Below are 21757 nucleotides of genomic sequence, written 5' to 3' on the forward strand. Positions count from 1 at the left end.
AGCCACTGCCCAAAGGGCAGGGTGTTTCACGTGGAACATGAGCCCTCCAGCGGGATGCCACAATATGGTCATGTCATTGATTATTAAAAACAAACGGCGCAGACCCGTTGGCCTGCGCCGCTGCAGAGCACCACTCAGCGGGTAAACTGCTCGATGGCCTGACGCCCCACCACCGGATCATCACTGAAGAAGCCGTCGATGCCGGTTTTCAGGTAGGCCACAATCTCCGCCTGCGCATCCCCCCGCTCGGTCAGCGAGCCCGCATTGCCCTTGCGCAACTCCACCGGCAGGAACGGGTTTTCCGGGCGCAGGGTCCAGATATGCACTTTCAGCCCGACTGCGTGTGCATCCTGCACGAAGCGGGTCGGTTGACCCAGGCGATTATCCGCCGTGCGCGGAATGATGATTTCCTTGTACGGCCCCACCCCATCGGCGTAGCGGGCAATCTCCCGCAGCCCCTCCGCAGTGGTCAGATCGGCATAGGTGCGCTTGTCACCTGAAGCGATGAAGTCATACGGCGTGTTTTGCGGGGTGCCATTGGCCGCGGGTTTATTCAGCGGATTGTTGATCAGCTGAACCAGCGACAGATCCGTCATCTTGCGCAGCTGCTTCAGGTTGGCTACCTCGAAGGACTGGATCAGGATAGGATCACTGCGCTTGGTATAACCCGCTTCGTGCAAGGTTTTCACCAGCGGTTCTTCCAGCGGAAGACCAATGCTGCGGAAATAGCTCGGGTGCTTGGTTTCCGGATAGATGCCGATGCGGCGGCCCTGAATCTTCTCATAGCGACGCACCGTGGCAATCACCTCGGAGAGCGTCGGGATCGGATACTGGCCGTTTTGCGCCACATTCTCCGGGCGGTTGGCCGGAATACGCTCACGGGCGCGCAAGGTCTTCAGCTCAGCGAGGGTAAAATCTTCGGTAAACCAGCCGGTGACCGGCACACCATCAATCTGCTTGGTGGCCTTGCGGCTGGCAAACTCTGGGTGATCCGCCACATCGGTGGTACCGGAAATCTCGTTCTCATGCCGCGCCAGCAGTACCCCATCCTTGCTGGACACCAGATCCGGCTCCACATAATCCGCCCCAGCCAGGATCGCCCGCTCATAAGCCGCCAGCGTATGCTCCGGCGCGAGCGCACTCGCACCACGATGCGCAATCATCAAAGGCTTCGCTTTGACCATGACCGGCCCCTGCGCCGCACACCCCACCAAGGCCACCACCACTAAACCCACCAGTAAACGCATGTCCTGCTCCCCGAGACAGTGAAAACGGCAGAATGGCAGAGGGATGTTACGGCGAAGTGACCCGACAACCAACACTGATGAGAACCTCATCATGGTGCGGTTTTTAGTGCCGTACTTCGGCACTTGCTGATAAAACACATTGATTTGGATAAGGCCTCCAATTTGGAGACCTTATCTAAGTGATTGATAGCAATTCGGCTCTCATAGGAGCCTAAAATACAGGAAAAACCCGCATTTATCGCGATTTTACATACTCAAACATCAATATTCCTTGCCCCCAGTGCATTGGTTTCAATGAAGGCACGACGGGGTTCGACGTTGTCGCCCATCAGGGTGGTGAAGATTTCGTCAGCGCCCATGGCGTCTTCGATCTGTACCTTGAGCAGGCGGCGCACGGTGACGTCCATGGTGGTTTCCCACAGTTGCTCGGGGTTCATTTCGCCCAAGCCTTTGTAGCGCTGGAAGCTCATGCCTTTGCTGGCTTCCTGTTGCAGCCAGGCCAGCGCTTCGGCAAAGCTGCTCACCTTGCGCTCGTGTTCACCCCGTTTCACCCAGGCGTCTTGTTTCAAGAGGCCAGAGAGTACCTGGCTGGTTTTCAACAGCTGGCGGTAGTCGCCGCTGTTGAGGAAGCTGTTGTCGAGGTAAGTGATGCTGTAATTGCCGTGCAGGCACTTGGTGATCTTCAGGTACCAGCTTTGGTCGGCTTCGTCGAATTCGGCGGTAACGGTGAGCTCTTTGTTAGCCACCTGGGCTTGCAGGCGCTGGGCCGCATCTTCGGCGGTGGCTTGGCTGCTTAGATCCACCTGTGCATCTTCCAGCAAGGCATGCAGCACATCCGGCTCGATCACCCGGCTTTCGCGGTCGATCACGGCTTCGGCCAGCAGGTAGTCATTAGCGATGCTCTCCAATGCACTGCCACTGATCGGCTCTGCACTGGCAGAAGCATGCAGGCTGGCATCGCGCAAGCAGGCACCGAGCAGGAAACGCTTCTTCTCGTGCTCATCCTTCAAGTAGCGTTCTTCCTTGCCTTGCTTGACCTTGTACAGCGGCGGCTGCGCAATGTAGATGTGACCCCGCTCCACCAGCTCCGGCATTTGCCGGTAGAAGAAGGTGAGCAGCAGGGTACGGATGTGCGCACCATCAACGTCAGCATCGGTCATGATGATGATGCGGTGGTAGCGCAGTTTTTCCGGATTGTATTCGTCCTTGCCGATGCCGCAACCCAGCGCGGTAATCAGGGTGGCAATTTCCTGTGAGGCAATCAGCTTGTCGAAACGGGCTTTCTCGACGTTGAGGATCTTGCCCTTCAATGGCAGGATGGCCTGGAAGCGGCGATCACGCCCTTGTTTGGCGGAGCCGCCTGCGGAATCACCCTCAACCAGGTAGATTTCACACAAGGCCGGGTCTTTTTCCTGGCAGTCGGCCAGTTTGCCAGGCAAACCGACCCCATCCAGCACGCCTTTACGGCGGGTGAGCTCACGTGCCTTGCGGGCAGCATCACGAGCACGGGCCGCTTCTACAATCTTGCTGGTAATCGTTTTCGCATCCAGCGGGTTTTCCAGCAGATACTCAGCGAGCTTGGCGGCGACGATTTCCTGTACTACGGGCTGTACTTCACTGGACACCAGTTTGTCCTTGGTCTGGCTGGAGAACTTGGGCTCCGGCACCTTGACCGACAGGACGCAGGTCAGCCCTTCGCGCATGTCGTCACCGGTGGTTTCGACCTTGGCTTTCTTGGCGACTTCACTTTCTTCGATGTACTTGTTGATGACGCGGGTCATCGCCGTACGCAGACCAGTCAGGTGAGTGCCACCGTCACGCTGCGGAATATTGTTGGTGAAGCATTGCACCAGCTCGGAATAGCTGTCGTTCCATTGCATGGCGACTTCAACCGTAATGCCATCCTTTTCGCCTACCGCATGGAAAGGCTTGGGATGCAGCACGGTCTTGCTGCGGTTCATGTATTCCACGAAACCACGTACGCCACCGGAATGGGCAAAGTTCTCGCTACGGCCATCACGCTGGTCGATCAACTCAACCTTGACGCCATTATTGAGGAAAGACAGCTCGCGCAGGCGCTTGGCCAGCACGTCGTAGTGGTATTCCACCGTCCCAAAGATTTGGTCGTCAGCAAGGAAGTGGACTTCGGTACCCCGGTTTTGGGTATCGCCTACCACTCGCAGTGGTGACACTTCCACACCATTCTGTACTTCGATGGGTCGGTTTGGCACATGCCCACGCTCGAATTCCAGCACATGCTTTTTGCCATCACGACGGATGACCAGCTTTAGCCAGCGCGATAGCGCATTCACACAAGACACGCCGACACCATGCAGGCCGCCGGATACCTTGTAGCTGTTCTGGTTGAACTTGCCACCCGCGTGCAACACGGTCAGTACGATTTCAGCGGCTGAGCGCTTGGGTTCGTGCTTGTCATCAAACTTGATGCCGGTAGGGATGCCACGCCCATTGTCATGCACTGAGATGGAGTTATCCGGGTGGATCATCACTTTGATGTCATCGCAGTGTCCAGCTAGGGCTTCATCAATGGCGTTGTCCACCACCTCAAACACCATGTGGTGCAGACCAGTGCCGTCGGACGTATCACCGATGTACATGCCTGGCCGCTTGCGGACTGCTTCCAGACCTTCCAGTTGTTGAATGCTGGATTCGTCGTAGTCCTGGCCACCAGGTGCCGGTGCGTGTTCTTCACTCATGTGCGTGCTTCTTGTGGTATCGATCGGGGTTTACAACGGGTGCATTAGCCTTAAATGCGCATCGGCATCACCACATAGCGGAAGCTGGCATTGCCGGGTTCACTGACCAGGGCACTGCCATTGCTGTCACCCAAAGCCAGCTGGATGTCATCGCAGCTGCTGTGGTTCAGCACATCCAGCAAGTAGTTGATGTTGAAACCGATGTCCAAAGCATCGTAAGGATACTGGATATCCAGCTCTTCCTGTGCTTCTTCCTGTTCACTGTTGGCAGACTGGATGCGCAGCAGGTGATCGGACAGCATGACACGGACACCACGGAATTTCTCGTTGGAGAGAATGGCGACGCGCTGCAGCGCTTGCAGCAGCAACACCCGGTTGATGCTGAAAATCTTGTTGTTATGTGCTGGCAATACCCGGTTGTAGTCGGGGAATTTGCCTTCGATCACCTTGGAGACCAGGTCAATGCTGCCAAACTGGAAGCGGATCTGGTTGCTGCAAATGTCGATGTGTACCGGTTCGTCGTTATCCGCCAGTTGTTTGCCTAGCTCCAGTACAGTTTTGCGTGGAATGATGGCTTCGCAGCGTTGCTGGTCGCTACTGTTGCTGCTGGTCTCGATATAGGCCAAACGGTGTCCATCGGTGGCCACTAGCTTCAGCATGCCGGATTCGCTCACCAGATAGAGCCCGTTCAGATAGTAGCGGATGTCCTGGTTGGCCATTGCGTACTGCACTTTTTGCAGCAAAGCCCGCAGTTCGCGTTGTTGCAGGGTAATCCGGTTGAGCACCTGCGTGTTCAGCTGTACCTGTGGCAGGTCTTCTGCAGGCAGCGTATGCAGGTTAAAGCGGCTCTTGCCACTGCGAATCAGCAGTTTGTTGCTGTCGGTTTCCAGCCGAATGGGCTGGTTGTCCGGCAAGGCGCGCAGGATGTCGAGCAGCTTCTTGGCGCTGGTGGTAAAGCGAACATCGTCACCTGTGGTTTCCAGGGTCTCGCTGGTCTGGATCTGGATTTCCAGGTCAGTGCCCAGCATGCGCAAACTGCTGCCCTGTTTTTCGATCAGCACATTGGAGAGGATGGGCATGGTATGCCGCTTCTCCACGATACCGGTAACGGTAGACAAGGGTTTGATCAGATTGTCTTTGCCCGCTTCGATGAGAGCCATATCAAATAACCTTTTAAAGATTTTGATAGTAGATAATAGAGGCGATCCATCCTGTGGAAAAGCCGTTTTTATTCCATTTAATCAATGCTTTGCAACAACAATAACCCGACTGTTCAGCCCCGGTGCTACCTGTGGACAAATTGTGACTGCTTTTTCGTGTAAACCGCAATCACGGGCTTATACACAATCTGTACCGGGTGTTGTTCAATTCTTCAGGATCTGCAGCAGCACATTGAAATCATGCGCCATCTCCGGCTCCGCAGCGCGTAACTCATTGATTTTACGGCAAGCATGCAAGACGGTGGTATGGTCACGACCGCCAAAGGCCTCGCCGATATCCGGCAGTGACAGCTGTGTCAGTTCCTTCGCCAGAGCCATCGCCACCTGCCGTGGCCGGGCAATGGTACGGGAGCGACGGGCTGAATACATGTCTGCCACCTTGATCTTGTAGAAGTCCGCCACCGTCTTCTGGATATTATCCACGGACACCTGACGGTTCTGCACGGCCAGCAAATCTTTCAGCGCTTCTTTGGCCAGCTCCAGTGTGACTTTTTGCCCGGTGAAGCGTGAGTAGGCCAGTACCCGCTTCAGTGCGCCTTCCAGCTCACGCACATTGGAGCGAATATGTTTGGCGATGAAGAAGGCCGTATTCTCATCCAGCTGCACCCGCTCCTGTTCCGCTTTCTTCAGCAGGATGGCGACCCGCATTTCCAGCTCAGGTGGCTCTATGGCCACCGTCAGCCCCCAGCCAAAGCGCGAGATCAGGCGGTCTTCCATGTTCTCGATTTCCTTGGGGAAGGTATCGCAGGTGATGATCACCTGCTTGTGCGCCTCAATCAGCGCATTGAAAGCATAGAAGAATTCTTCCTGCGTGCGGTTCTTGCCGGAGAAGAACTGAATGTCATCGATCAGCAGTACATCGAGTGAGTGGTAATAGCGCTTGAACTCTTCAAATGCCTTGTGCTGGTAAGCCTTGACTACATCGCCAACATACTTCTCGGCATGGATGTAACGAATGCGCGCCTTCTTGTTGTGCTGCTGCACCACATTGCCGATAGCCTGTACCAGATGGGTCTTGCCTAGCCCCACGCCGCCGTACACGAACAGCGGGTTATAGGCCACGCCTGGATTCTCGGCCACTTGCAGTGCAGCAGCGCGTGCCAGCTGATTGGCCTTGCCGGTAACGAAAGTGTCAAAGGTAAAATTCGGGTTGAGCCGGGAGTACTCGTCTACCACCGGGCGGCCACGGGTCGCCGCCGGCTCGGCTGCAGGGGACGGTGCAGTAATGCTGGCGGGCCGACTCTCTGCGACAACCGCTTCGGTAACCACGGTCGGCGCAGGTGCGGCCTCCGGCTTGCGGCTGACCGCCGCGGTGCGCGGGCTGTGCAACGTCAGCGCAATGGTCACCGGCTTGCCAAAAAATTCATCGGCCAGCAACTGGATGCGGGCCATGAACTTGTCTTTGACCCACTGCAGTACAAACTTGTTGGGCACCAGCAGGCGCAACTCGTCCCCACCATCCTCTACCGCCAATGGCTTGATCCAGGTATTGAACTGTTGTGCGGTCAGCTCCGCTTCAAAAGCGGACAGACAGCTTGACCAGAAGACAACAGCATTGGACATGAGGACACTTCAGGCTGGTGGAACAGGGTGGCGGACGCCGGACTATCGGGCGGATTGTAGCCCGTTTACCCCGAGTTATCCACAGTTTATCCCAAAAATAGCGCTTGACAGGATGGGGGGTAACAGTGTCAAATTGCGCGTTTGATTTTGTACGAAATCCCATAAGGAATTACCATGAAACGCACCTTCCAGCCCTCGGTCGTCCGCCGCAAGCGCACCCATGGCTTCCTGGTCCGCATGCGCACCAAGGGTGGTCGCGCCGTTATTGCTGCTCGTCGTGCCAAGGGCCGTGCCCGTCTCGGCGTCTGATGCAGGCGGTGTTGATCACCGCTTTTCACGGCAGTATCGCTTGACCAAAACGGATGAGTATTCATCCGTTTTTGGTTTCAGGCGTTCCTTTCGTGGCCAGTACTTCCAGTTGCTGTACCGTCCGGTACCTGGAGGCTTGCCCCGGCTCGGCATTGTGGTCAGCAAGAAAGTGGCCAAGGCTGCGCACGACCGGAACTACGCCAAGCGGGTATGCCGTGAGTTCTTCCGTTTGCACCGCGCCCTGTTTGCCGGGCACGACGTGGTGATCCGCGTGCAAGCTCGTCTGTTGCCGAGCCAGTCAGACCTGTTCCGCCAGGAACTGTTTTCCCTCTCACGCCGGTTACGCGTATCATCATGACCCGCGTGCTGCTGCTACTGATCCGCGCTTATCAACTGCTGCTCAGTTCCTGGCTGCCGCCCAGTTGCCGTTTTTCCCCAACCTGCTCCTGCTACGCGCAAGAAGCCCTGCGTCGACATGGTGCGCTGCGTGGCAGCAGGTTGACCTTGTGGCGCATTGCCCGTTGCCATCCTTGGTCCAAGGGTGGTTACGACCCGGTGCCCTGAACCCTGTTACAGATAGGTTTGATTGATGGAACCTCGTCGTCTGCTGATTTTCATTGTCCTGTCCATGGCCTTGCTGCTGGGCTGGCAACAGTACCAGAAGTACCGTTATCCGGAATGGGCGGCGCAACAGAATCGTCCGGCCAGTACACCTGCAGCGGAACCGGCCCCGGCTCAGGCTGCTGGCAAGCCGACGGTGGACGAAGCCACGCTGAAAACGGCAGGCATCATCACGGTCAATACCGACCTGATCCGTGCCGAGATTGACCTGACCGGTGGCGACATCCGCAAGCTGTGGGTGCTCAAGCACGGTGATACTAACAAGCCGAAAGAACCCTTCCTGCTGCTGGACAATAGCGTCAACCCGGTCGCTGGCCGTCACCTCTATGTGGCGCAAAGTGCGTTCAGTGATGAGAGTGCCAAACTCGGTCTGCCGACCCGCCATACCGTCTATCAGGCGCAAACCGGTATCCGCATGCTGGACAAGGGTCAGGACAAGCTAGTGGTGGCGCTGACTGCACCCGAGCAGAATGGCCTGGCCGTCACCAAGCTGCTGACCTTCCATCGCAACAGCTACGTGATCGACGTGGCCTTCCAGATCCAGAACAAGGGCAGCAGTACGGTGGTGCCGGAAGCCTATTACCGCATCCTGCGTGATGGCATCGAACCCGAAAGCAAGACCCGTTTCTCCAGTGCCTTTACCGGTGCCGCCATCTATACCGACCAGAAGAAGTATCAGAAGGTCAGCTTTGCGGACATCACCAAGGGTCTGGAAAACCCGGAGAAGATCAGCCATGTCACCCAGTGTAACAATGGCTGGGTGGCGATGGTGCAGCACTACTTTATCGCTGCATGGCTGCCGCCAGTCCAGGCGGGCTACGACAAGGAAGACTGCAGCAAGGGCACGCAGCGCCAGTTTGTGCTGGGCAAGACCAGTAATGGCCTGTACTCCATTGGCACCCAGCTGAAGCTGCCGGCTGTTGCTGCTGGCAAATCCCTGACTTACAGCATGCCGCTGTTCGTTGGCCCGGAAGAGCAGGAGCAACTGCTGAAAGCCTCGCCGAGCCTGGTGGTGACCAAGGACTACGGTATTTTTGCGGTGGTGGCCGAGCCGCTGTTCTGGTTGCTGGTGAAGCTGCATGCCCTGGTGGGCAACTGGGGCTGGGCCATCATTGCGCTGACCGTGCTGCTGAAAGCACTGTTCTATTACCCGTCTGCCGCCAGCTACCGCTCGATGGCCAAGATGCGTGACCTCGGCCCGCGTCTGCAGCGCATCAAGGAACAATTCCCGGACGACCGTCAGCAACAGAGCCGGGCGCAGATGGAGCTGTTCAAGACCGAAAAGGTCAACCCGATGGGCGGCTGCCTGCCCATGCTGATCCAGATGCCGGTCTTCATGGGCCTGTACTGGGTGCTGCTGGGTGCGGTGGAGCTGCGTCAGGCACCGTGGCTGGGCTGGATTCAGGATTTGTCGCAGCCCGATCCGTACTTCATCCTGCCGGTGCTGATGGCCATTTCCATGTGGTATCAGAGCACGCTGAACCCGGCCCCGACGGACCCGCTGCAGGCCAAGATGATGAAGATCATGCCGCTGATGTTCAGTGTGTTCTTCTTCTTCTCGCCGTCGGGCCTGGTGGTGTACTGGCTGGTGAACAACATCCTCACCATCATTCAGCAAAAGGTGATTTACGCGCAGATGGGCATCAAGCCCACCCAGCCGGCCAAGGCCAGCAGCAAGTGAGGCCATGCAGCCCGCAGACCTGATTGCCGCCATCGCCACTGCGCCCGGGCGCGGTGGCGTGGGGGTCATCCGCCTGTCCGGGCCGGCGTTGCAGCCACTGGCGGCCGCGCTGACGGGCAAGACCCCGCAAGCGCGACACGCCACGCTTGTCCGTTTCAAGGATGAAGCGGGTGAGGCCATCGACAGCGGCCTGTTGCTGTACTTCCCGGCCCCGCATTCCTTTACCGGTGAAGATGTGCTGGAGCTGCAAGGCCACGGCGGCCCCGCCGTGCTGCAGCGTTTACTGAAGCGCTGTTTGCAGCTAGGCGCCCGCCTCGCCGAGCCCGGTGAATTCACCCGCCGCGCCTTTCTCAATGACAAGCTGGATCTGGCGCAGGCTGAAAGCGTGGCTGACCTGATCGAGGCCAGCTCGGAAGAGGCGGCGCGCAGCGCCATGCGCTCGCTGTCTGGCGACTTTTCCCGGCAGATACATGCTTTGGTGGAAGGCCTGATCCAGCTGCGCATGCTGGTGGAGGCCACCCTCGATTTCCCCGAAGAAGACATCGATTTTCTCGAGGCGGCCGATGCATTGGGCCAGTTGCGCAGCCTGCGTGCCGCGCTCGCCACCCTGCGCGGGCAAGCCCGTCAGGGCCGCCTGCTGCGCGATGGCTTGAATGTGGTGCTGGTGGGGCAGCCCAATGTTGGCAAGTCCAGCCTGATGAACGCGCTCGCCGGCGACGATGTCGCCATCGTGTCCGATACCGCTGGTACCACCCGCGACAGTCTGCGCGAGCTGATCCATATCGAAGGCATCCCGCTGCACCTGATCGATACCGCTGGCCTGCGCCAGACCGATGATCATGTTGAACAGCTGGGCATCGCCCGCACCCGTGCCGCACTGGACAAGGCAGACCTGGTGCTGCTGCTGGTAGACGCCCAGCACGGCCTGACCCCGGCTGAGCAGGCGATACTGGATACCCTGCCAGCGGTGCCCCGCATCACCGTTTATAACAAAATTGACCTCTCCGGCGAGACCGCCGCCAGCGAGCTGGGCGCAGACGGCATGCGCGTACGCCTGTCAGCCCGCCAAGGTGACGGGGTCGACCTGCTGCGACAGCAAATCCTGCACGTGGCAGGCTGGCACTCCGGCGAGGGCGTCTTCATGGCCCGCGAACGCCACCTCACCGCACTGGCCGCCGCCAGCGAGGCACTGGAACGCGCCGAAGCGGGCTGGCAGCAGATTGAACTGTTCGCCGATGACCTGCGCCAGGCCCAGCAGCAACTCAGCAGCATCACCGGCGAGTTCACCGCCGACGATCTGCTGGGGGAAATCTTCAGCCGCTTCTGCATTGGCAAGTAACGCCTTCAGTATTGCTTTTGCCCGACTGAGTGGTCAGTACTTGTGCGGTCTCCCGCACTTTGCCATCATGCCAGGTATGCCCTCGATTGTGCGGTTATCCCTTGGGTTACCCTTCTCATCCCTACTGCGCCGGAGTAGCAAAACGTGAAGAAATGGCTTCTGGCTTTGTCGCTTGTCCTGCTGAGTTCAATGCAATGCGCGACAGCAACAGACATCTATGTCCGCAAAGATGACTTTACGGGTGAGAAGCACTTCTTCAGCCAGTCTTCCAGCCCGGATCTGGTAGGCGGCTCGTTCTGGACGAGGCGCTATGTGGATGTCAGCTTGCACATGGAGTTACCTGTCAAGAATAAGCATGCGCCCTACTGGATCCGCTTTGACATGAGGACACCGCGTTGGGTGCTTGTTACAGAAGGCGAAAGTCTGGCCTTGAAGCTGGATGGCGGCGAAATCATTCGAGTGTCGGGTCCAGGTGGTCTGAAGAGCCTGGAGATCGTGGATAATGAAACTGCCAGTGAGTCCGCCACCTTCCGGTTGACCCCCGCGCTGCTGAGAAAAATGGCGACGGCGGGCAAAGTGGAGTTCCGTTTGACTGGTGAAGAGCAAAGCATTACCGGCACATTGACTGATGAGCAGTTGTTTGATTTGTCCATGTTTGATGCACATGGTGCAGAAATGCTGGGCATGCAAGTTCCCCCAAAAGAAGTGCCTCCGCCATCAAGTTACACTTCAACCATACTGGGGCTGAGTGTGGCAAGCCTGTCGGCGGAACAATCCTCGCTGAAAGGGGACCCCGGCTATGGGGTGATGGTGACCGATGTGGTCAAGGATTCCTTTGCAGCAAAGGCGCAAATTCAGCCCGGCGACGTACTAAAATATGCCAATGGTGTTTTTCTGTATCATGCCGAAGACTTGCAGAAAGCCACCCCGAATAATCAGGCTGGGCCTGTTCTGGCAGTGGTCTATACCCGCAAAGGTGAGAAGAAACTGTTCCGGTTGCAGATCAATTGATACACGCCATAAGCGTGAAGTACAGCTTGCTGATAGGTCTGGGGCTGACAGGAACAGTGCAAGCCGCAGCGCTTTCTTCCCCCACATTCGATGGCATTCAGCTCGCCGTCTGCCGTATTGACCTGCGGCAGGATCAGTTACGCACGTTCTGGCGTAACCCCCAAGGCCATCCCTATGCCTCGCTGCCTGCGCTGGCCGCACAACTCAAACCGCAGGGTTTGCAGCTGGTTTGTGCGGTGAACGCCGGCATTTATGAGCAGTCGTTGCGGCCGCTGGGCTTGTACATCGAGCAGGGCAGGACATGGCGGGAAGCCAACCCGAGGACGTCGGGATATGGCAATTTCTACATGCAGCCCAACGGGGTGTTCCTCGTGCATGCGGGGCGGGCAGAGATTGTCAGCACCCGTGCATGGCTCAAGCGCACGGACATGCAGCGTGCGGCGGTGCAGTATGCCACCCAGTCCGGACCGCTGTTGCTGGTGGATGGCAAAATCAACCCACAGTTTAACCCCGCGTCGCGTAACAAGACGGTGCGCAATGCGGTATGTGTGCAAGATGCGCAGACCGTATCGCTGGTGACGACCGGCTCTCCAGTCAGCTTTTACCCGTTTGCCAAGCTGTTGCAGCAGCGTCTGGGCTGCCAGTCTGCGCTGTATCTGGATGGGGCCATTTCGACCTTCTACCCCGCGCCGTTTCTGACACCGCAGGTTCAGCTGGGACCGATGCTGGGGGTGGTTGCACCAGTCAGCCCGCCTTGATCTGGCGCAGCTGCTGCCGTACGGTGTGCGACAGCGCGGGAACTTCGCGCTAGAATAGCTTTCTGAATCCAGGTATTTGAATGACAGGTTGTTGATCATGAAGCGCTTCCGCCTTTTGCGTCTTGCCGCACTTGCCCTGAGCACCGGCCTGCTGTTGGCATGCAGCCAGACGCCGACGGCGCCCGATGTCCAGTTCACCACCATCAAAGGTGAGCAGGGGCGCCTGTCACAGTTACGCGGCAAGGTGGTGCTGGTGAATTTCTGGGCGACCAGTTGTTCCGGCTGTGTGGCTGAGATGCCGAAGATGGTGGAGACCTACCAGAAGTATCACGGCAAGGGCTATGAGATGGTGGCGATGGCGATGAGCTATGACCGCCCGGACTATGTGATGAACTTTGCCCAGACCCGGCAACTGCCCTTCAAGGTCACGCTCGATACCGATGGCAAGCTGGTGGAGGCATTCAGTGCCCAGTTTGGTCAGGTGATGGCCACCCCGACCACCTTCCTGATCGGCAAGGATGGCCGCCTGCTGCAGAAGTATGTGGGTGAGCCGGACTTTGCCGCCATGCATCAGCTTATCGAGCAAGAGCTGCAACGCAGCTGAGCAGGCTATCCTGACATGGAAAAACGCGCCCTAGGGCGCGTTTTTTATTGCCGGTCAGACCCGGCACAGCCGCGAAGTCGCAGCATCCAGCGTGGCATCCTGCTTGGCGAAGCAGAAGCGGATGATGCCATGGTCGGTGCCATCCGCATGGAAGGCAGAAAGCGGAATCACCGCCACCCCATGCTCACGCGTGAGCCACTGTGCAAACTCGGTATCCGGTATATCGCTGATCCGGTCATAGCGGGCCAGCTGGAAGTAGGTTCCACGCGAGGGTAGCAGTACAAAGCGGGAAGTCACCATGGCCGCTACAAAGCGATCGCGCTTGGCCTGGTAGAACGCGGGCAGGGCCAGATAATGCGCGGGCGTTTGCAGATAGTTTGCCAGTGCATGTTGCATCGGGGTATTGACCGAGAACACCAGAAACTGGTGGACCCGGCGGAATTCCTGCATCCAGTCTGCCGGGCCTGCGCAGTAGCCGATCTTCCATCCGGTAGCGTGGAAGGTCTTGCCGAACGAATATACCAGCATGCTGCGGGATGCCAGCAAAGGGTCACGGGCCAGACTCTGGTGTGCCGCGCCATCAAACACGATGTGTTCATAGACTTCGTCCGACAGCACATAGAGCTGTGGCCATTGCTGCAGTAGCGTACGAAGCTGCTGCAGGTCATCTGCACTGAGCATGGCGGTGCTGGGATTGTTCGGGTTGTTGAGGATGAGCAGACGGGTGCGCGGGGTGACGCGGCGCTGGACTTCGGTCCAGTCGATCGCATACTGCGGCGGGCGCAGGCTGATACGTTGCTCGATACCGCCATTGAGGCGGATGGCCGGGCCATAGCTGTCATACGCCGGTTCAAACAGCAGCACTTCGTCACCCGGCTGAATCAGCGCCGTGATGGCGGTGTAGAGCGCCTGGGTGGCCCCGGCGGTGACGGTGATTTGATGCTCTGGATCGTAGGCTTGCCCATAGGCCGCTTCCAGCTTGCGCGCCAGAACCTCGCGCAGGCGCGGCAGGCCCGGCATCGGGGCATACTGATTGTGGCCGTCCTGCATGGCCTGAGTGACGGCCTGCAGCAACACAGGATCACAGGGGAAGTCCGGGAAACCCTGCGACAGGTTGATGGCCCCATGCTGCTGCGCCAGCTGCGACATGACGGTGAAGATGGTGGTACCCACTCCGGGCAGTTTGGACTCCATGCGTGCTCCATGTATGGGGATGCCTCAGCATCCCGCAGTTTCACGTGAAACGACGAGGTTCAGCGCTTGCTGTCGGCAGCGCGCTGCAGGGTCAGCACAAAGCACACGCCGTCATCAATATTGCTGACCGCAATGGTACCGCCCATCTTGGCCATATAGGTCTTGGCGACAAACAGGCCCTGACCCCGGTTGCCGTTGGCGCCGGAGTCCAGCTGGTCAGATACGCCGTATTCGAACACCTTGTCCAGCATCTCGTCATCAATCGGAGGGCCTTGATTGTGGATGCTGACCGATACCGTGGTGGGGGTGGTCTGCAGGGTAATGGTGATGCGGCTGCCCTCCACCCGGTAGCGGGCGGCATTGCGCAGGATGTGCGACACCACGTCCTCCAGCGCGTATTCCTCAGCGCGAACCAGCAGCGGGTGAATGTCACCCACGTACCAGACGTTGTCCACCTCGATGAAGTGGGCATTGCTCGCCACATTATGCAGGAAGGCATTGAGGTCGATGACGTCCACATCCAGGGTGGTGGACTGGATCGCCTCACTGGGCGAGGCACTGCCGTACAACACCCGCACCGCCTGCTGCATGCGGTTGATGTAGCGGTTGCTTTCGTTATCATCGGTACCGTGCAGGGCTTTGAGCGATTGTAGTGGCGACATGATTTCATGGCCGACCGCATGCCACATGTCCTTTTCCTGCTCGGCGCGAATGCGCTCGCGGTTCAGGTCCTCCCGCACCCGTTGCAGCAGGTCACTCAGGCAGGCGGCCAGTACCCCCAGCTCATCGCTGCCGCGCAAGTCATTCAGGTCGAGCTGGGCCAGGCCATCGCCCAGGTGCATGGAACGGGATACCCGGTTGGCCCGTTGCTGCAGCACGATGATGCGGCGGATCAGGCTGGCCTCCATCAGCAGCCAGACCACGGCAATGGCGGTCAGCATCGCGGCCACCATCCAGGAAATGCGGGTGGCGACGCGCGACAGCGACTGGTTGACGGTGCGCACATCACCGGTCAGCTTCAGCTCATAATTGCCGAGCGGGGTGGCAATCTCATCTTGCAGCACCAAGGGCGCATCGCCACCCTCCACCCGCAGCTCACCAATCAGCCGCTGGATCAGGGGGGAGGCGTCATTGTTGCTGTCGCTGCTGCCAATCAGGCAGTACGGTTTGTCATGGCTACCGGGCCGTGTGATTTGCAGGGTCTCGCCGGGCAACAGCAGCGGAGCCAGGTCATTCAGGCTGAACAGCGGGGTGGCCTGCGGGCGATTGCTGTCAAACAGTGGCAAACCTTCCCCGGGCGCCAAAACCTCGACGCGCACTTGCATCTGGGCCAGATCAGCCGGAGGCCACAGCGCTCGAGGTTGATGCAGCACATCCCCCTGCAACGCCGCAATCGGCAGGCGAACCGAGAAGAAACTGCGCTTGCTGCACACCGAGACGGGTGCGGGGTCGTCCTCTACGCAATAAGGTTCTTGCCAGATCCAGCCGCGGAATTCCTTGTCCGGCTTGGCATGAAGCAGCGGGCCACTGCTGCCGATGAAGCCGGTCAGGCGACCGCGCAGACCTTGGCTGGGTTTCTGCTGCTCGGACAGTTCAACCGGGGCGATCCATTGATAGGTTTGCCCCCGAACCTGAGCGGTGATACGCACCCGGTGCGCCATCTCCACCCACTTGTCCCCACGCGGGTGGTTTTGCAGGTCGGGGCTGGCGAAGCGGCCTGCCACATAGAAAAAGCCTCCTGCCCACGGCTTGTTGCCGATGGCCACGCAGGCCGCGCCGTTATCCGGGTACTGCACCAGACAGCCGGACATTTCGATGCCTTGCTGCACCTTGCTCTGATCGTCGAAATCCAGCGCGGAGAACGGCAGCAACAGCGGGCGTAGCGGGGTGGGCTTGCTGCTGGCCGCAGCCGGGTTGAGCAGGGCCAGTTGCCCGGAAGGGTGGCGCAGCCGCGCTACGATCTGGCCCAAGGTCTTGCGGAAGCCATTCTGGTAATTCTGGTAACTAAGTGCTTTTTCTTCACGCAGCACAAAGTAGGTCATGCCGAGGATGGCCAGCGCCAGCAGCAAGAATGAGCCGCGGAACAGCAGCCGCAGCCGGTAGCGCTTGGGGTGCAGTCGGGCGAGGAATTTCACGAATGGCGTGAGCCAGGCTCAACCCAGCGGAAGCCCCGCATCGGCACGTTCTCGATACCGTCAAAGCTGGGGTCAATCTCTCGGAAAGCGTCACGAATGGTGCTGACATGCTTGCGGATGTTGTCACGATTGCGCCCGCTCTTCACCACCATGAACAGGTCATCGTAAGACACCACCTGCCCACGCTGCTGATACAGCGCAGACAGGATGCGCTGTGCCGTCAGCGGCAGGTTCACCCGCTGACCGCGCCAGGTGGGCGAGGTCTGGCGCAAGGGGTCGAGGTGCAGTTCATCCGGCGTTTGCGCAGCGGGCGCCTGCTGGACTTCCTTGCGGGTGCGGGCGGCGCGCAGCATTTCCATGAAGGTATCGAGAAAATCGGCTTCCTCGAATGTGCTTTTCTGCAGGTAATCCCAGGCATCCAGCGCCTTCATGATGCTGCGGTAGATGGTGGCCGGCATGGCGGACACCACCAGCACCGGGGTGCCATGGTCCTTGTTGATCACGTTGATGATGGCCACACCAGCGTGGCGTTCACGGCCCAGCTCGATGTCGAGTACCACCAGATCGTAGTTTTCCCGGGTAATGGCCGCTTCGGCATCGTCGCGGGTAAACCATTGATGCACGGTAATGCCCGGCTTGGTCGATTCGATCCACCCCCGCAGCTGGTTGCTGGTCGGGACATCATCTTCGATCAGTGCCACCTTGAACATGGCTGCTCCTGCATTTTTCAACATCATGACAGTGCATTATCCCGCATCCCGCGGGTTTTGCAGGGATATTGTGAAGATTTATTCCGTTGTGTCGGCAAACACGGCGGTGCTGGCAGCGAACGCTCCCTTGGGCTGCATATGTTGTCATGGCAGCGGTTTTGCATGCTCCGGGCATGCTGCTGCATCATGCCGAACAGATAAAAACATCAGGGAGTCCATCATGATCATGCCTGCGCGCGAGCTGTTCAATACCGTACTGGCGTCCATCTGGCGTGCCGGTCTGGTCGGGGTGCTGCTGGGGGCGTTCTGCCTGTTGCTGGCAATGTCGTCCAGTGCGGCCACACAAACTGCTGAACGACCCGTTCAGTTCAGTGCACCCACCCGCGCTGCCGAATCGCAACGCGCGCCGCAAGTCGGGCGTGCGGTGGTGGCCCGCCCGGTGCAGTTCCGTTGCAGCGTCCATCTGGTATTTGTCTCTGCCTGCCTCAAGAGTGTGCGTTTGTAAGGTCGACCATTCAGGACACATGATCATGTTTCGCCACACCTACTTCCTGCATCTGAAACCGACTGTGCGCTGGGTCGGGATGAGTCCACTGGAGCGCAGCCACTACATCGCGACGGAGCTGTTTCCGGTGTTTGCCCGCTTTCCCACCGTGATGATGCGCTTCTTTGATGGCGAGTATTACTCGCCCCAGGTGTGTGACGTGGTGATGCTGGAGACCAATGATCTGCCGGCCTATCACGCGCTGCTGGATGCGCTGGCGGCGTCCTCGCTGTCGGAGATGTGTGGCATCAGCCACATCATTCCGACGGTGGAGAGCAGCATGGAGAGTTATGAGGCCATGCCGGTCAGTTCAGAACAGCCCTTCTCGCTGGAAGAGAGTGTATGAAGCGCCGGATGATCAGTACCGCCAGCCTTGGCGGCGGAACCAGAATGCGACTACCCACAGCGGCCCGATCAGCAAGAACTGGACGTCTTGAAAGAAAGAGGGTTTCTTGCCTTCGAGCTTATGCCCGTAAAATTGCGCAATCCAGCTCAGCACAAACACGGCGGCCGCAATGGCTGCGACGGGCGCGCCTAGCGCTGCCAGCCCCCACCACGCTGCCAGCATGAGTGCGGTCATGATCGCCATGGCCAGAAACAGGGTGGGTGAGAGCCGCCAGTAGAACAGCAACGCCACCGCCATCAGCACGACAGCGCCATTGAGCAAGGGCAGGCCGGGCACATGCAGCAGCCACAAGAGGCCGAGCAGGCTCCACATGATCAGTGGGACACAAAGCCAGTGAATGCGCTTGTTGACCGGGTTTTGATGGCTGCAGCCATACTGGTCCAACCAAAGCTGTACGGGTTGCATGTAGCGTCTCCTCACGGGCGGGTTTCATGATGAACCCTGATTCTGTTTTGAATCAGACTAGCATGCTTTTTCAGCTGCGAACAGTCATTCAAATTAGCGTGTGCAGGGTGTCCCACAGCAGCTTGGCAATCAGCACACTGACCAGTGCAATAAATAACTTGCGGATCAGCTGATTGCCATAGCGGATGGCAATATGGCTACCCAGCCAGGCACCGGCAATATTGGCGGTCGCCATCGCCAACCCCAGTTGCCACAGGATGTTGCCAGTGAGGCCAAACAGGATGACTGAGGCAACATTGGACGCCAGATTCACCAGCTTGGTGCTGGCCGAGGCGTGCAGAAAGTCGAAACCAAATACCCGGATGAAGGCAAACAGCAAGAAGGTGCCGGTGCCGGGCCCAAAGAAGCCGTCATACAGACCAATGCTGCCGCCGGTCAGCAGCGCCAGCCAGACGGTCCAGCGGCCATGGTCATGAGGCTGGTGATCACGGCCGAACTGTTTGTTGCGTAAGGTATAAGCAGCCACCAGCAAGAGCAGCGTCACCACCAGAGGGCGCATCACCTCCTTGGGCAGTCGCCGGGCCAGCCAGGCACCGACAAAAGCCAGTACGAATGAGCCGATGACAGCGGGCAGGGTAACCCGCCAGTCAATATTGACCTTGCGGGCATAGCGGCTGGCCGCCAGCAGGGTGCCAAAGCTGGAGGACAGCTTGTTGGTACCGAGCAGGGTGGCCGGGATTTCTCTCGGGAAAATGCCGAACAGGGCAGGCACTTGCACCAGCCCGCCACCGCCTACCGCTGCGTCGATCAGCCCGGCCGTAAACGCCGCCAGCAGAATCAAAACCAGTGACCACCACTCCATGGTCTGTGCTCCAAAGGCAAAGGGTCATTGTAACGGCTGTCAAACTTGCCCGTATGCAACAGATGACATTAGAAATAAGCGCTACAATGAAAAAATGACCTGCGTATGACAGGGGGTGATATGGCCTTACAGCCTGTAGCAGGGCCACAGCTGATCCAGTTTGAAGAGCTGAGTGCGCTGATTGTCGAAGACAACCTCGGCATGCGTGGCACACTCAAATCCATGCTGAACGGCTTTGAGCTCAACAAGCTGGAGTTTGCCCAACGTGCGGCGGAGGCACGCAAGAAAATCGCTGCCCGACAGTTCGACCTGATCCTGTGCGACTACATGCTGGACATGGATGGCATGAACGGGCAGGAGCTGCTGGAGGAGTTGCGGCTCACCAAGCTGCTGTCGCTGGACACCATCTTTGTGATGATCACCGCCGAGCGCATGTATGAAAAGGTGGTGGCGACCGCCGAGTACGGCCCGGATGATTACATCATCAAGCCCTTTTCGCCGGATGTCCTGAAGCTGCGCTTGTCACGCGCCATTGAGCGCAAGCAGGCGCTGGCCGAGGTCAATCGATGCATTGACAGCCGCGATGTACTGTCGGCCCTGCAAGCCTGTGAGACCGGACTCAAGCAAGCTCCACGCTTTGCGGTGGATTTTCTGCGGCTCAAAGCGGAATTGCTGCTGCAGCAAGAGCGCCACGAAGAAGCGCAGACCATTTATCAGGACATCCTCAAGCACAAGGCGGTACCGTGGGCGCGCTACGGCATGGCGCAGATCCTGCGGGCGACCGGTCAGCTTGAAGAGGCGGAGGCCGAGCTGGCCGCCCTGGTGGCAGACAACCCGCTGTTCTTGCGCGCCTACGACTCCCTGGCCAAAGTACAGCGCAGCCGGGGCGACGGCACGGCGGCCCAGGCCACCTTGCAAAAGGCGGCGGACAAATCAGTCAGCATTGCCCGGATATCCGAGATCGGGGATCTGGCCCGGCAAAATGGTGATCTGCTAACAGCAGAGATCATGCTGGCCAAGACCGTGAGTCGGGCCGGGGTGTCGGACATCGTCAACGCGGATCATGTGCTGGCGCTGGCGGCGGTCAAGACTGAACTGGGCAAACCGGATGAGGCTCTGCAGGTGCTGGCCGGTGCCAAGCGCTCCATGCCGGGGGGCGGCATGAGCCTGACCGCAGCAGTGGTGGAGTCCCGTATCTATGCTGAAAAAGGCAATCTGGAACATGCGCGCAGCATGCTGGACAAGGCGCTGGACATTCTGAATCGCGATGAGCTGACCATCAGCCAGGAGCTGGCCCCTGAGCTGATCTCGGCTTGCTTGCTGACCAATCACCCGGATACCTTTGCGTTGGCGCAGCGCATCCTCGAGCAGCATTCGGACGAAGCCTTGCGCGAACAGCTGCAGCGCCTTTTTACCCGGCATGGTCACCCGACCGCGTTTGCCAATGCCTCGGAAGAGGCGCTGAAAGCGGTGACCCGTATCAACAACGAAGGGGTGCAGGCAGCCAGCCGCCGCGACTTCGCCACTGCAGTCAAGCTGATGAGTGATGCCTATATGCGCATGCCGGGTAACAGCCGGATTGGCATTAACCTGTGCAAGATCTTGCTGGCTGCATTGGAGATGGAAGGATTTTCCACCCAGTATGCGCATCAAGCGGAGGACATTGTGGCCCGGCTGATGTCCATGCAGGAACAAAGCACCCGGGAACAGGCGCAGGCCATCAAGCAGAAGTTGCTGGGTATCCTGCAGAAGCAGGGGGCGTTATGGCGCAATTGATCCATGCACTGCTGGCATCAGCAGTGCACGAAAACAAGAACCTGATGCAAACGGTATTGGCGCAAATCGAGCAACTGACCCAGGACCCGCGTGCCAGTGATCTGCAAGATGAGCTGCAGGTGTTGCGACGGCAGGCCACCCGGCTGGTGGACAGTTCACTGGAAGTGCTGGCGATCTATCACGCTGGACTGGATGCGGATGATTTCCGGCTGGATTACAACACCGTCCCGCTGGAGGAATGGCTGCTGGAGCTGCAGGCGGAAGCGCAGGAGATCATTGGCGAGCGCCCGCTACAGCTCGAGGCCCTCATGGACAGTGAGGTGCCGCTGTACTGGATATTTGACGCCAGCCTGCTACGGCTGGCCTTGCGCAATGGCCTGCATAACGCGGCCGATTTTGCCCGCAGCCGTATCCGTCTCACCCTGACCTTGCTTGAAGGCCGACTGTGCATCAGCATCGAAGACGATGGCGTGCACTATGGCAATACCGACCGGGGCCCGTCGCGCCCGGCGGCGTCCGGGATCGGGTTGCTGCTGGCCGACACCCTGCTGCGTGCGCATCACGACAAGGAGAGTGGCCGCCACGGTGAAATCCGGCTGGAACGCGCCCCCGAGCTGGGTGGCGGCGCGTTCCGTTGCCTGTTGCCCTGACCCGC

General features: G+C 58.8%; 21 protein-coding genes. 12 read left to right on the forward strand and 9 right to left on the reverse strand.

Annotated features, from left to right (window positions below):
• Window positions 1-134: 134 nt before the first annotated feature.
• The 4 genes from HF682_RS15620 to dnaA form a co-directional block, all read right to left on the reverse strand.
• On the reverse strand, window positions 135-1247 hold the full coding sequence (locus HF682_RS15620) for a glycerophosphodiester phosphodiesterase (protein ID WP_168878265.1): 1113 nt from the start codon (window positions 1245-1247) through the stop codon (window positions 135-137).
• A gap of 254 nt (window positions 1248-1501) precedes the next feature.
• Entirely contained in the window at window positions 1502-3964 is a 2463-nt protein-coding gene (gyrB, locus tag HF682_RS15625; protein ID WP_168878266.1) for a DNA topoisomerase (ATP-hydrolyzing) subunit B, read from the reverse strand.
• Between the two features lie 50 nt (window positions 3965-4014).
• Entirely contained in the window at window positions 4015-5124 is a 1110-nt protein-coding gene (gene dnaN / locus HF682_RS15630; RefSeq protein WP_168878267.1) for a DNA polymerase III subunit beta, read from the reverse strand.
• A 204-nt stretch (window positions 5125-5328) separates the two neighbouring features.
• Window positions 5329-6747 carry a chromosomal replication initiator protein DnaA gene (gene dnaA, locus HF682_RS15635; protein ID WP_168878268.1) on the reverse strand — a complete coding sequence of 473 codons (1419 nt, stop codon included), beginning with the start codon at window positions 6745-6747 and terminating at the stop codon, window positions 5329-5331.
• Window positions 6748-6921: 174 nt separating this feature from the next.
• Here dnaA and rpmH point away from each other — a divergent pair, with 174 nt between their 5' ends.
• From rpmH to HF682_RS15675, 8 genes are all read left to right on the forward strand, one after another.
• Window positions 6922-7056, forward strand: coding sequence for a 50S ribosomal protein L34 (gene rpmH / locus HF682_RS15640; protein WP_168878269.1), 135 nt, complete (start codon window positions 6922-6924; stop codon window positions 7054-7056).
• Window positions 7037-7414: a ribonuclease P protein component gene (gene rnpA / locus HF682_RS15645; RefSeq protein ID WP_308418753.1), complete on the forward strand. Its 378-nt coding sequence runs from the start codon at window positions 7037-7039 to the stop codon at window positions 7412-7414. Before rpmH ends, rnpA begins: the two co-directional genes overlap by 20 nt.
• Window positions 7411-7620, forward strand: coding sequence for a membrane protein insertion efficiency factor YidD (gene yidD / locus HF682_RS15650; protein ID WP_205882124.1), 210 nt, complete (start codon window positions 7411-7413; stop codon window positions 7618-7620). The genes rnpA and yidD overlap by 4 nt, the downstream gene beginning before the upstream one ends.
• A gap of 25 nt (window positions 7621-7645) precedes the next feature.
• Window positions 7646-9358, forward strand: coding sequence for a membrane protein insertase YidC (gene yidC, locus HF682_RS15655; RefSeq protein WP_168878270.1), 1713 nt, complete (start codon window positions 7646-7648; stop codon window positions 9356-9358).
• Between the two features lie 4 nt (window positions 9359-9362).
• Window positions 9363-10697 carry a tRNA uridine-5-carboxymethylaminomethyl(34) synthesis GTPase MnmE gene (mnmE, locus tag HF682_RS15660; RefSeq protein WP_168878271.1) on the forward strand — a complete coding sequence of 445 codons (1335 nt, stop codon included), beginning with the start codon at window positions 9363-9365 and terminating at the stop codon, window positions 10695-10697.
• A 144-nt stretch (window positions 10698-10841) separates the two neighbouring features.
• On the forward strand, window positions 10842-11708 hold the full coding sequence (locus HF682_RS18025; protein ID WP_168878272.1) for a PDZ domain-containing protein: 867 nt from the start codon (window positions 10842-10844) through the stop codon (window positions 11706-11708).
• The gene (locus HF682_RS15670) at window positions 11705-12466 is read left to right on the forward strand and encodes a phosphodiester glycosidase family protein (RefSeq protein ID WP_168878273.1); all 762 of its coding nucleotides are present in this window, start codon (window positions 11705-11707) and stop codon (window positions 12464-12466) included. Before HF682_RS18025 ends, HF682_RS15670 begins: the two co-directional genes overlap by 4 nt.
• 97 nt (window positions 12467-12563) lie before the next feature.
• Window positions 12564-13070 (forward strand): peroxiredoxin family protein, encoded by a 507-nt coding sequence (locus HF682_RS15675; protein ID WP_168878274.1) that lies wholly within the window; start codon window positions 12564-12566, stop codon window positions 13068-13070.
• A 54-nt stretch (window positions 13071-13124) separates the two neighbouring features.
• On the opposite strand, the gene HF682_RS15680 is transcribed toward HF682_RS15675, so the two are convergent.
• From HF682_RS15680 to HF682_RS15690, 3 genes are read right to left on the reverse strand one after another with little or no spacing between them, the layout of a single operon-like run.
• Window positions 13125-14264, reverse strand: a complete 1140-nt coding sequence (locus tag HF682_RS15680; protein WP_168878275.1) for a methionine aminotransferase — start codon at window positions 14262-14264, stop codon at window positions 13125-13127.
• Between the two features lie 59 nt (window positions 14265-14323).
• Complete coding sequence (locus HF682_RS18030; RefSeq protein WP_205882125.1) at window positions 14324-16399, reverse strand: sensor histidine kinase; 2076 nt, start codon at window positions 16397-16399, stop codon at window positions 14324-14326.
• Window positions 16396-17109, reverse strand: coding sequence for a response regulator transcription factor (locus tag HF682_RS15690; RefSeq protein WP_168878276.1), 714 nt, complete (start codon window positions 17107-17109; stop codon window positions 16396-16398). Before HF682_RS15690 ends, HF682_RS18030 begins: the two co-directional genes overlap by 4 nt.
• A gap of 220 nt (window positions 17110-17329) precedes the next feature.
• Between HF682_RS15690 and HF682_RS15695 the strand changes: the two genes are divergently transcribed.
• Both HF682_RS15695 and HF682_RS15700 read left to right on the forward strand, forming a co-directional pair.
• Window positions 17330-17614: a hypothetical protein gene (locus HF682_RS15695; RefSeq protein WP_168878277.1), complete on the forward strand. Its 285-nt coding sequence runs from the start codon at window positions 17330-17332 to the stop codon at window positions 17612-17614.
• Window positions 17615-17639: 25 nt separating this feature from the next.
• Window positions 17640-17999 carry a darcynin family protein gene (locus tag HF682_RS15700; protein WP_168878278.1) on the forward strand — a complete coding sequence of 120 codons (360 nt, stop codon included), beginning with the start codon at window positions 17640-17642 and terminating at the stop codon, window positions 17997-17999.
• Between the two features lie 12 nt (window positions 18000-18011).
• Here the strand turns inward: HF682_RS15700 and HF682_RS15705 are convergent, their stop codons facing one another.
• Window positions 18012-18464, reverse strand: a complete 453-nt coding sequence (locus tag HF682_RS15705; protein ID WP_168878279.1) for an Mpo1 family 2-hydroxy fatty acid dioxygenase — start codon at window positions 18462-18464, stop codon at window positions 18012-18014.
• Between the two features lie 88 nt (window positions 18465-18552).
• A complete protein-coding gene (locus tag HF682_RS15710) occupies window positions 18553-19326 on the reverse strand; it encodes a sulfite exporter TauE/SafE family protein (protein WP_168878280.1) in 774 nt (257 codons plus the stop codon).
• Between the two features lie 120 nt (window positions 19327-19446).
• On the opposite strand from HF682_RS15710, the gene HF682_RS15715 reads away from it, so the two are divergent.
• Together HF682_RS15715 and HF682_RS15720 are read left to right on the forward strand one after the other, a co-directional pair.
• Complete coding sequence (locus tag HF682_RS15715) at window positions 19447-21102, forward strand: response regulator (RefSeq protein ID WP_168878281.1); 1656 nt, start codon at window positions 19447-19449, stop codon at window positions 21100-21102.
• Window positions 21090-21752 carry a sensor histidine kinase gene (locus tag HF682_RS15720; RefSeq protein ID WP_168878282.1) on the forward strand — a complete coding sequence of 221 codons (663 nt, stop codon included), beginning with the start codon at window positions 21090-21092 and terminating at the stop codon, window positions 21750-21752. Before HF682_RS15715 ends, HF682_RS15720 begins: the two co-directional genes overlap by 13 nt.
• Window positions 21753-21757 lie beyond the last annotated feature (5 nt).

Source organism: Leeia aquatica (genome assembly GCF_012641365.1).
Taxonomy (GTDB): Bacteria; Pseudomonadota; Gammaproteobacteria; order Burkholderiales; family Leeiaceae; genus Leeia; species Leeia aquatica.

Excerpts from the sequence above, each read along its gene's own strand:
- HF682_RS15680 (WP_168878275.1), bottom strand. The coding sequence starts at position 14,264 with ATGGAGTCCAAACTGCCCGGAGTGGGTACCACCATCTTCACCGTCATG.
- HF682_RS15710 (WP_168878280.1), bottom strand. The coding sequence starts at position 19,326 with ATGGAGTGGTGGTCACTGGTTTTGATTCTGCTGGCGGCGTTTACGGCC.
- yidC (WP_168878270.1), top strand. The coding sequence starts at position 7,646 with ATGGAACCTCGTCGTCTGCTGATTTTCATTGTCCTGTCCATGGCCTTG.
- HF682_RS15695 (WP_168878277.1), top strand. The coding sequence starts at position 17,330 with ATGATCATGCCTGCGCGCGAGCTGTTCAATACCGTACTGGCGTCCATC.
- yidD (WP_205882124.1), top strand. The coding sequence starts at position 7,411 with ATGACCCGCGTGCTGCTGCTACTGATCCGCGCTTATCAACTGCTGCTC.
- HF682_RS15715 (WP_168878281.1), top strand. The coding sequence starts at position 19,447 with ATGGCCTTACAGCCTGTAGCAGGGCCACAGCTGATCCAGTTTGAAGAG.
- gyrB (WP_168878266.1), bottom strand. The coding sequence starts at position 3,964 with ATGAGTGAAGAACACGCACCGGCACCTGGTGGCCAGGACTACGACGAA.
- dnaN (WP_168878267.1), bottom strand. The coding sequence starts at position 5,124 with ATGGCTCTCATCGAAGCGGGCAAAGACAATCTGATCAAACCCTTGTCT.
- HF682_RS15675 (WP_168878274.1), top strand. The coding sequence starts at position 12,564 with ATGAAGCGCTTCCGCCTTTTGCGTCTTGCCGCACTTGCCCTGAGCACC.
- HF682_RS15690 (WP_168878276.1), bottom strand. The coding sequence starts at position 17,109 with ATGTTCAAGGTGGCACTGATCGAAGATGATGTCCCGACCAGCAACCAG.
- dnaA (WP_168878268.1), bottom strand. The coding sequence starts at position 6,747 with ATGTCCAATGCTGTTGTCTTCTGGTCAAGCTGTCTGTCCGCTTTTGAA.
- mnmE (WP_168878271.1), top strand. The coding sequence starts at position 9,363 with ATGCAGCCCGCAGACCTGATTGCCGCCATCGCCACTGCGCCCGGGCGC.
- HF682_RS15620 (WP_168878265.1), bottom strand. The coding sequence starts at position 1,247 with ATGCGTTTACTGGTGGGTTTAGTGGTGGTGGCCTTGGTGGGGTGTGCG.
- HF682_RS15720 (WP_168878282.1), top strand. The coding sequence starts at position 21,090 with ATGGCGCAATTGATCCATGCACTGCTGGCATCAGCAGTGCACGAAAAC.
- HF682_RS15705 (WP_168878279.1), bottom strand. The coding sequence starts at position 18,464 with ATGCAACCCGTACAGCTTTGGTTGGACCAGTATGGCTGCAGCCATCAA.
- HF682_RS15700 (WP_168878278.1), top strand. The coding sequence starts at position 17,640 with ATGTTTCGCCACACCTACTTCCTGCATCTGAAACCGACTGTGCGCTGG.
- rpmH (WP_168878269.1), top strand. The coding sequence starts at position 6,922 with ATGAAACGCACCTTCCAGCCCTCGGTCGTCCGCCGCAAGCGCACCCAT.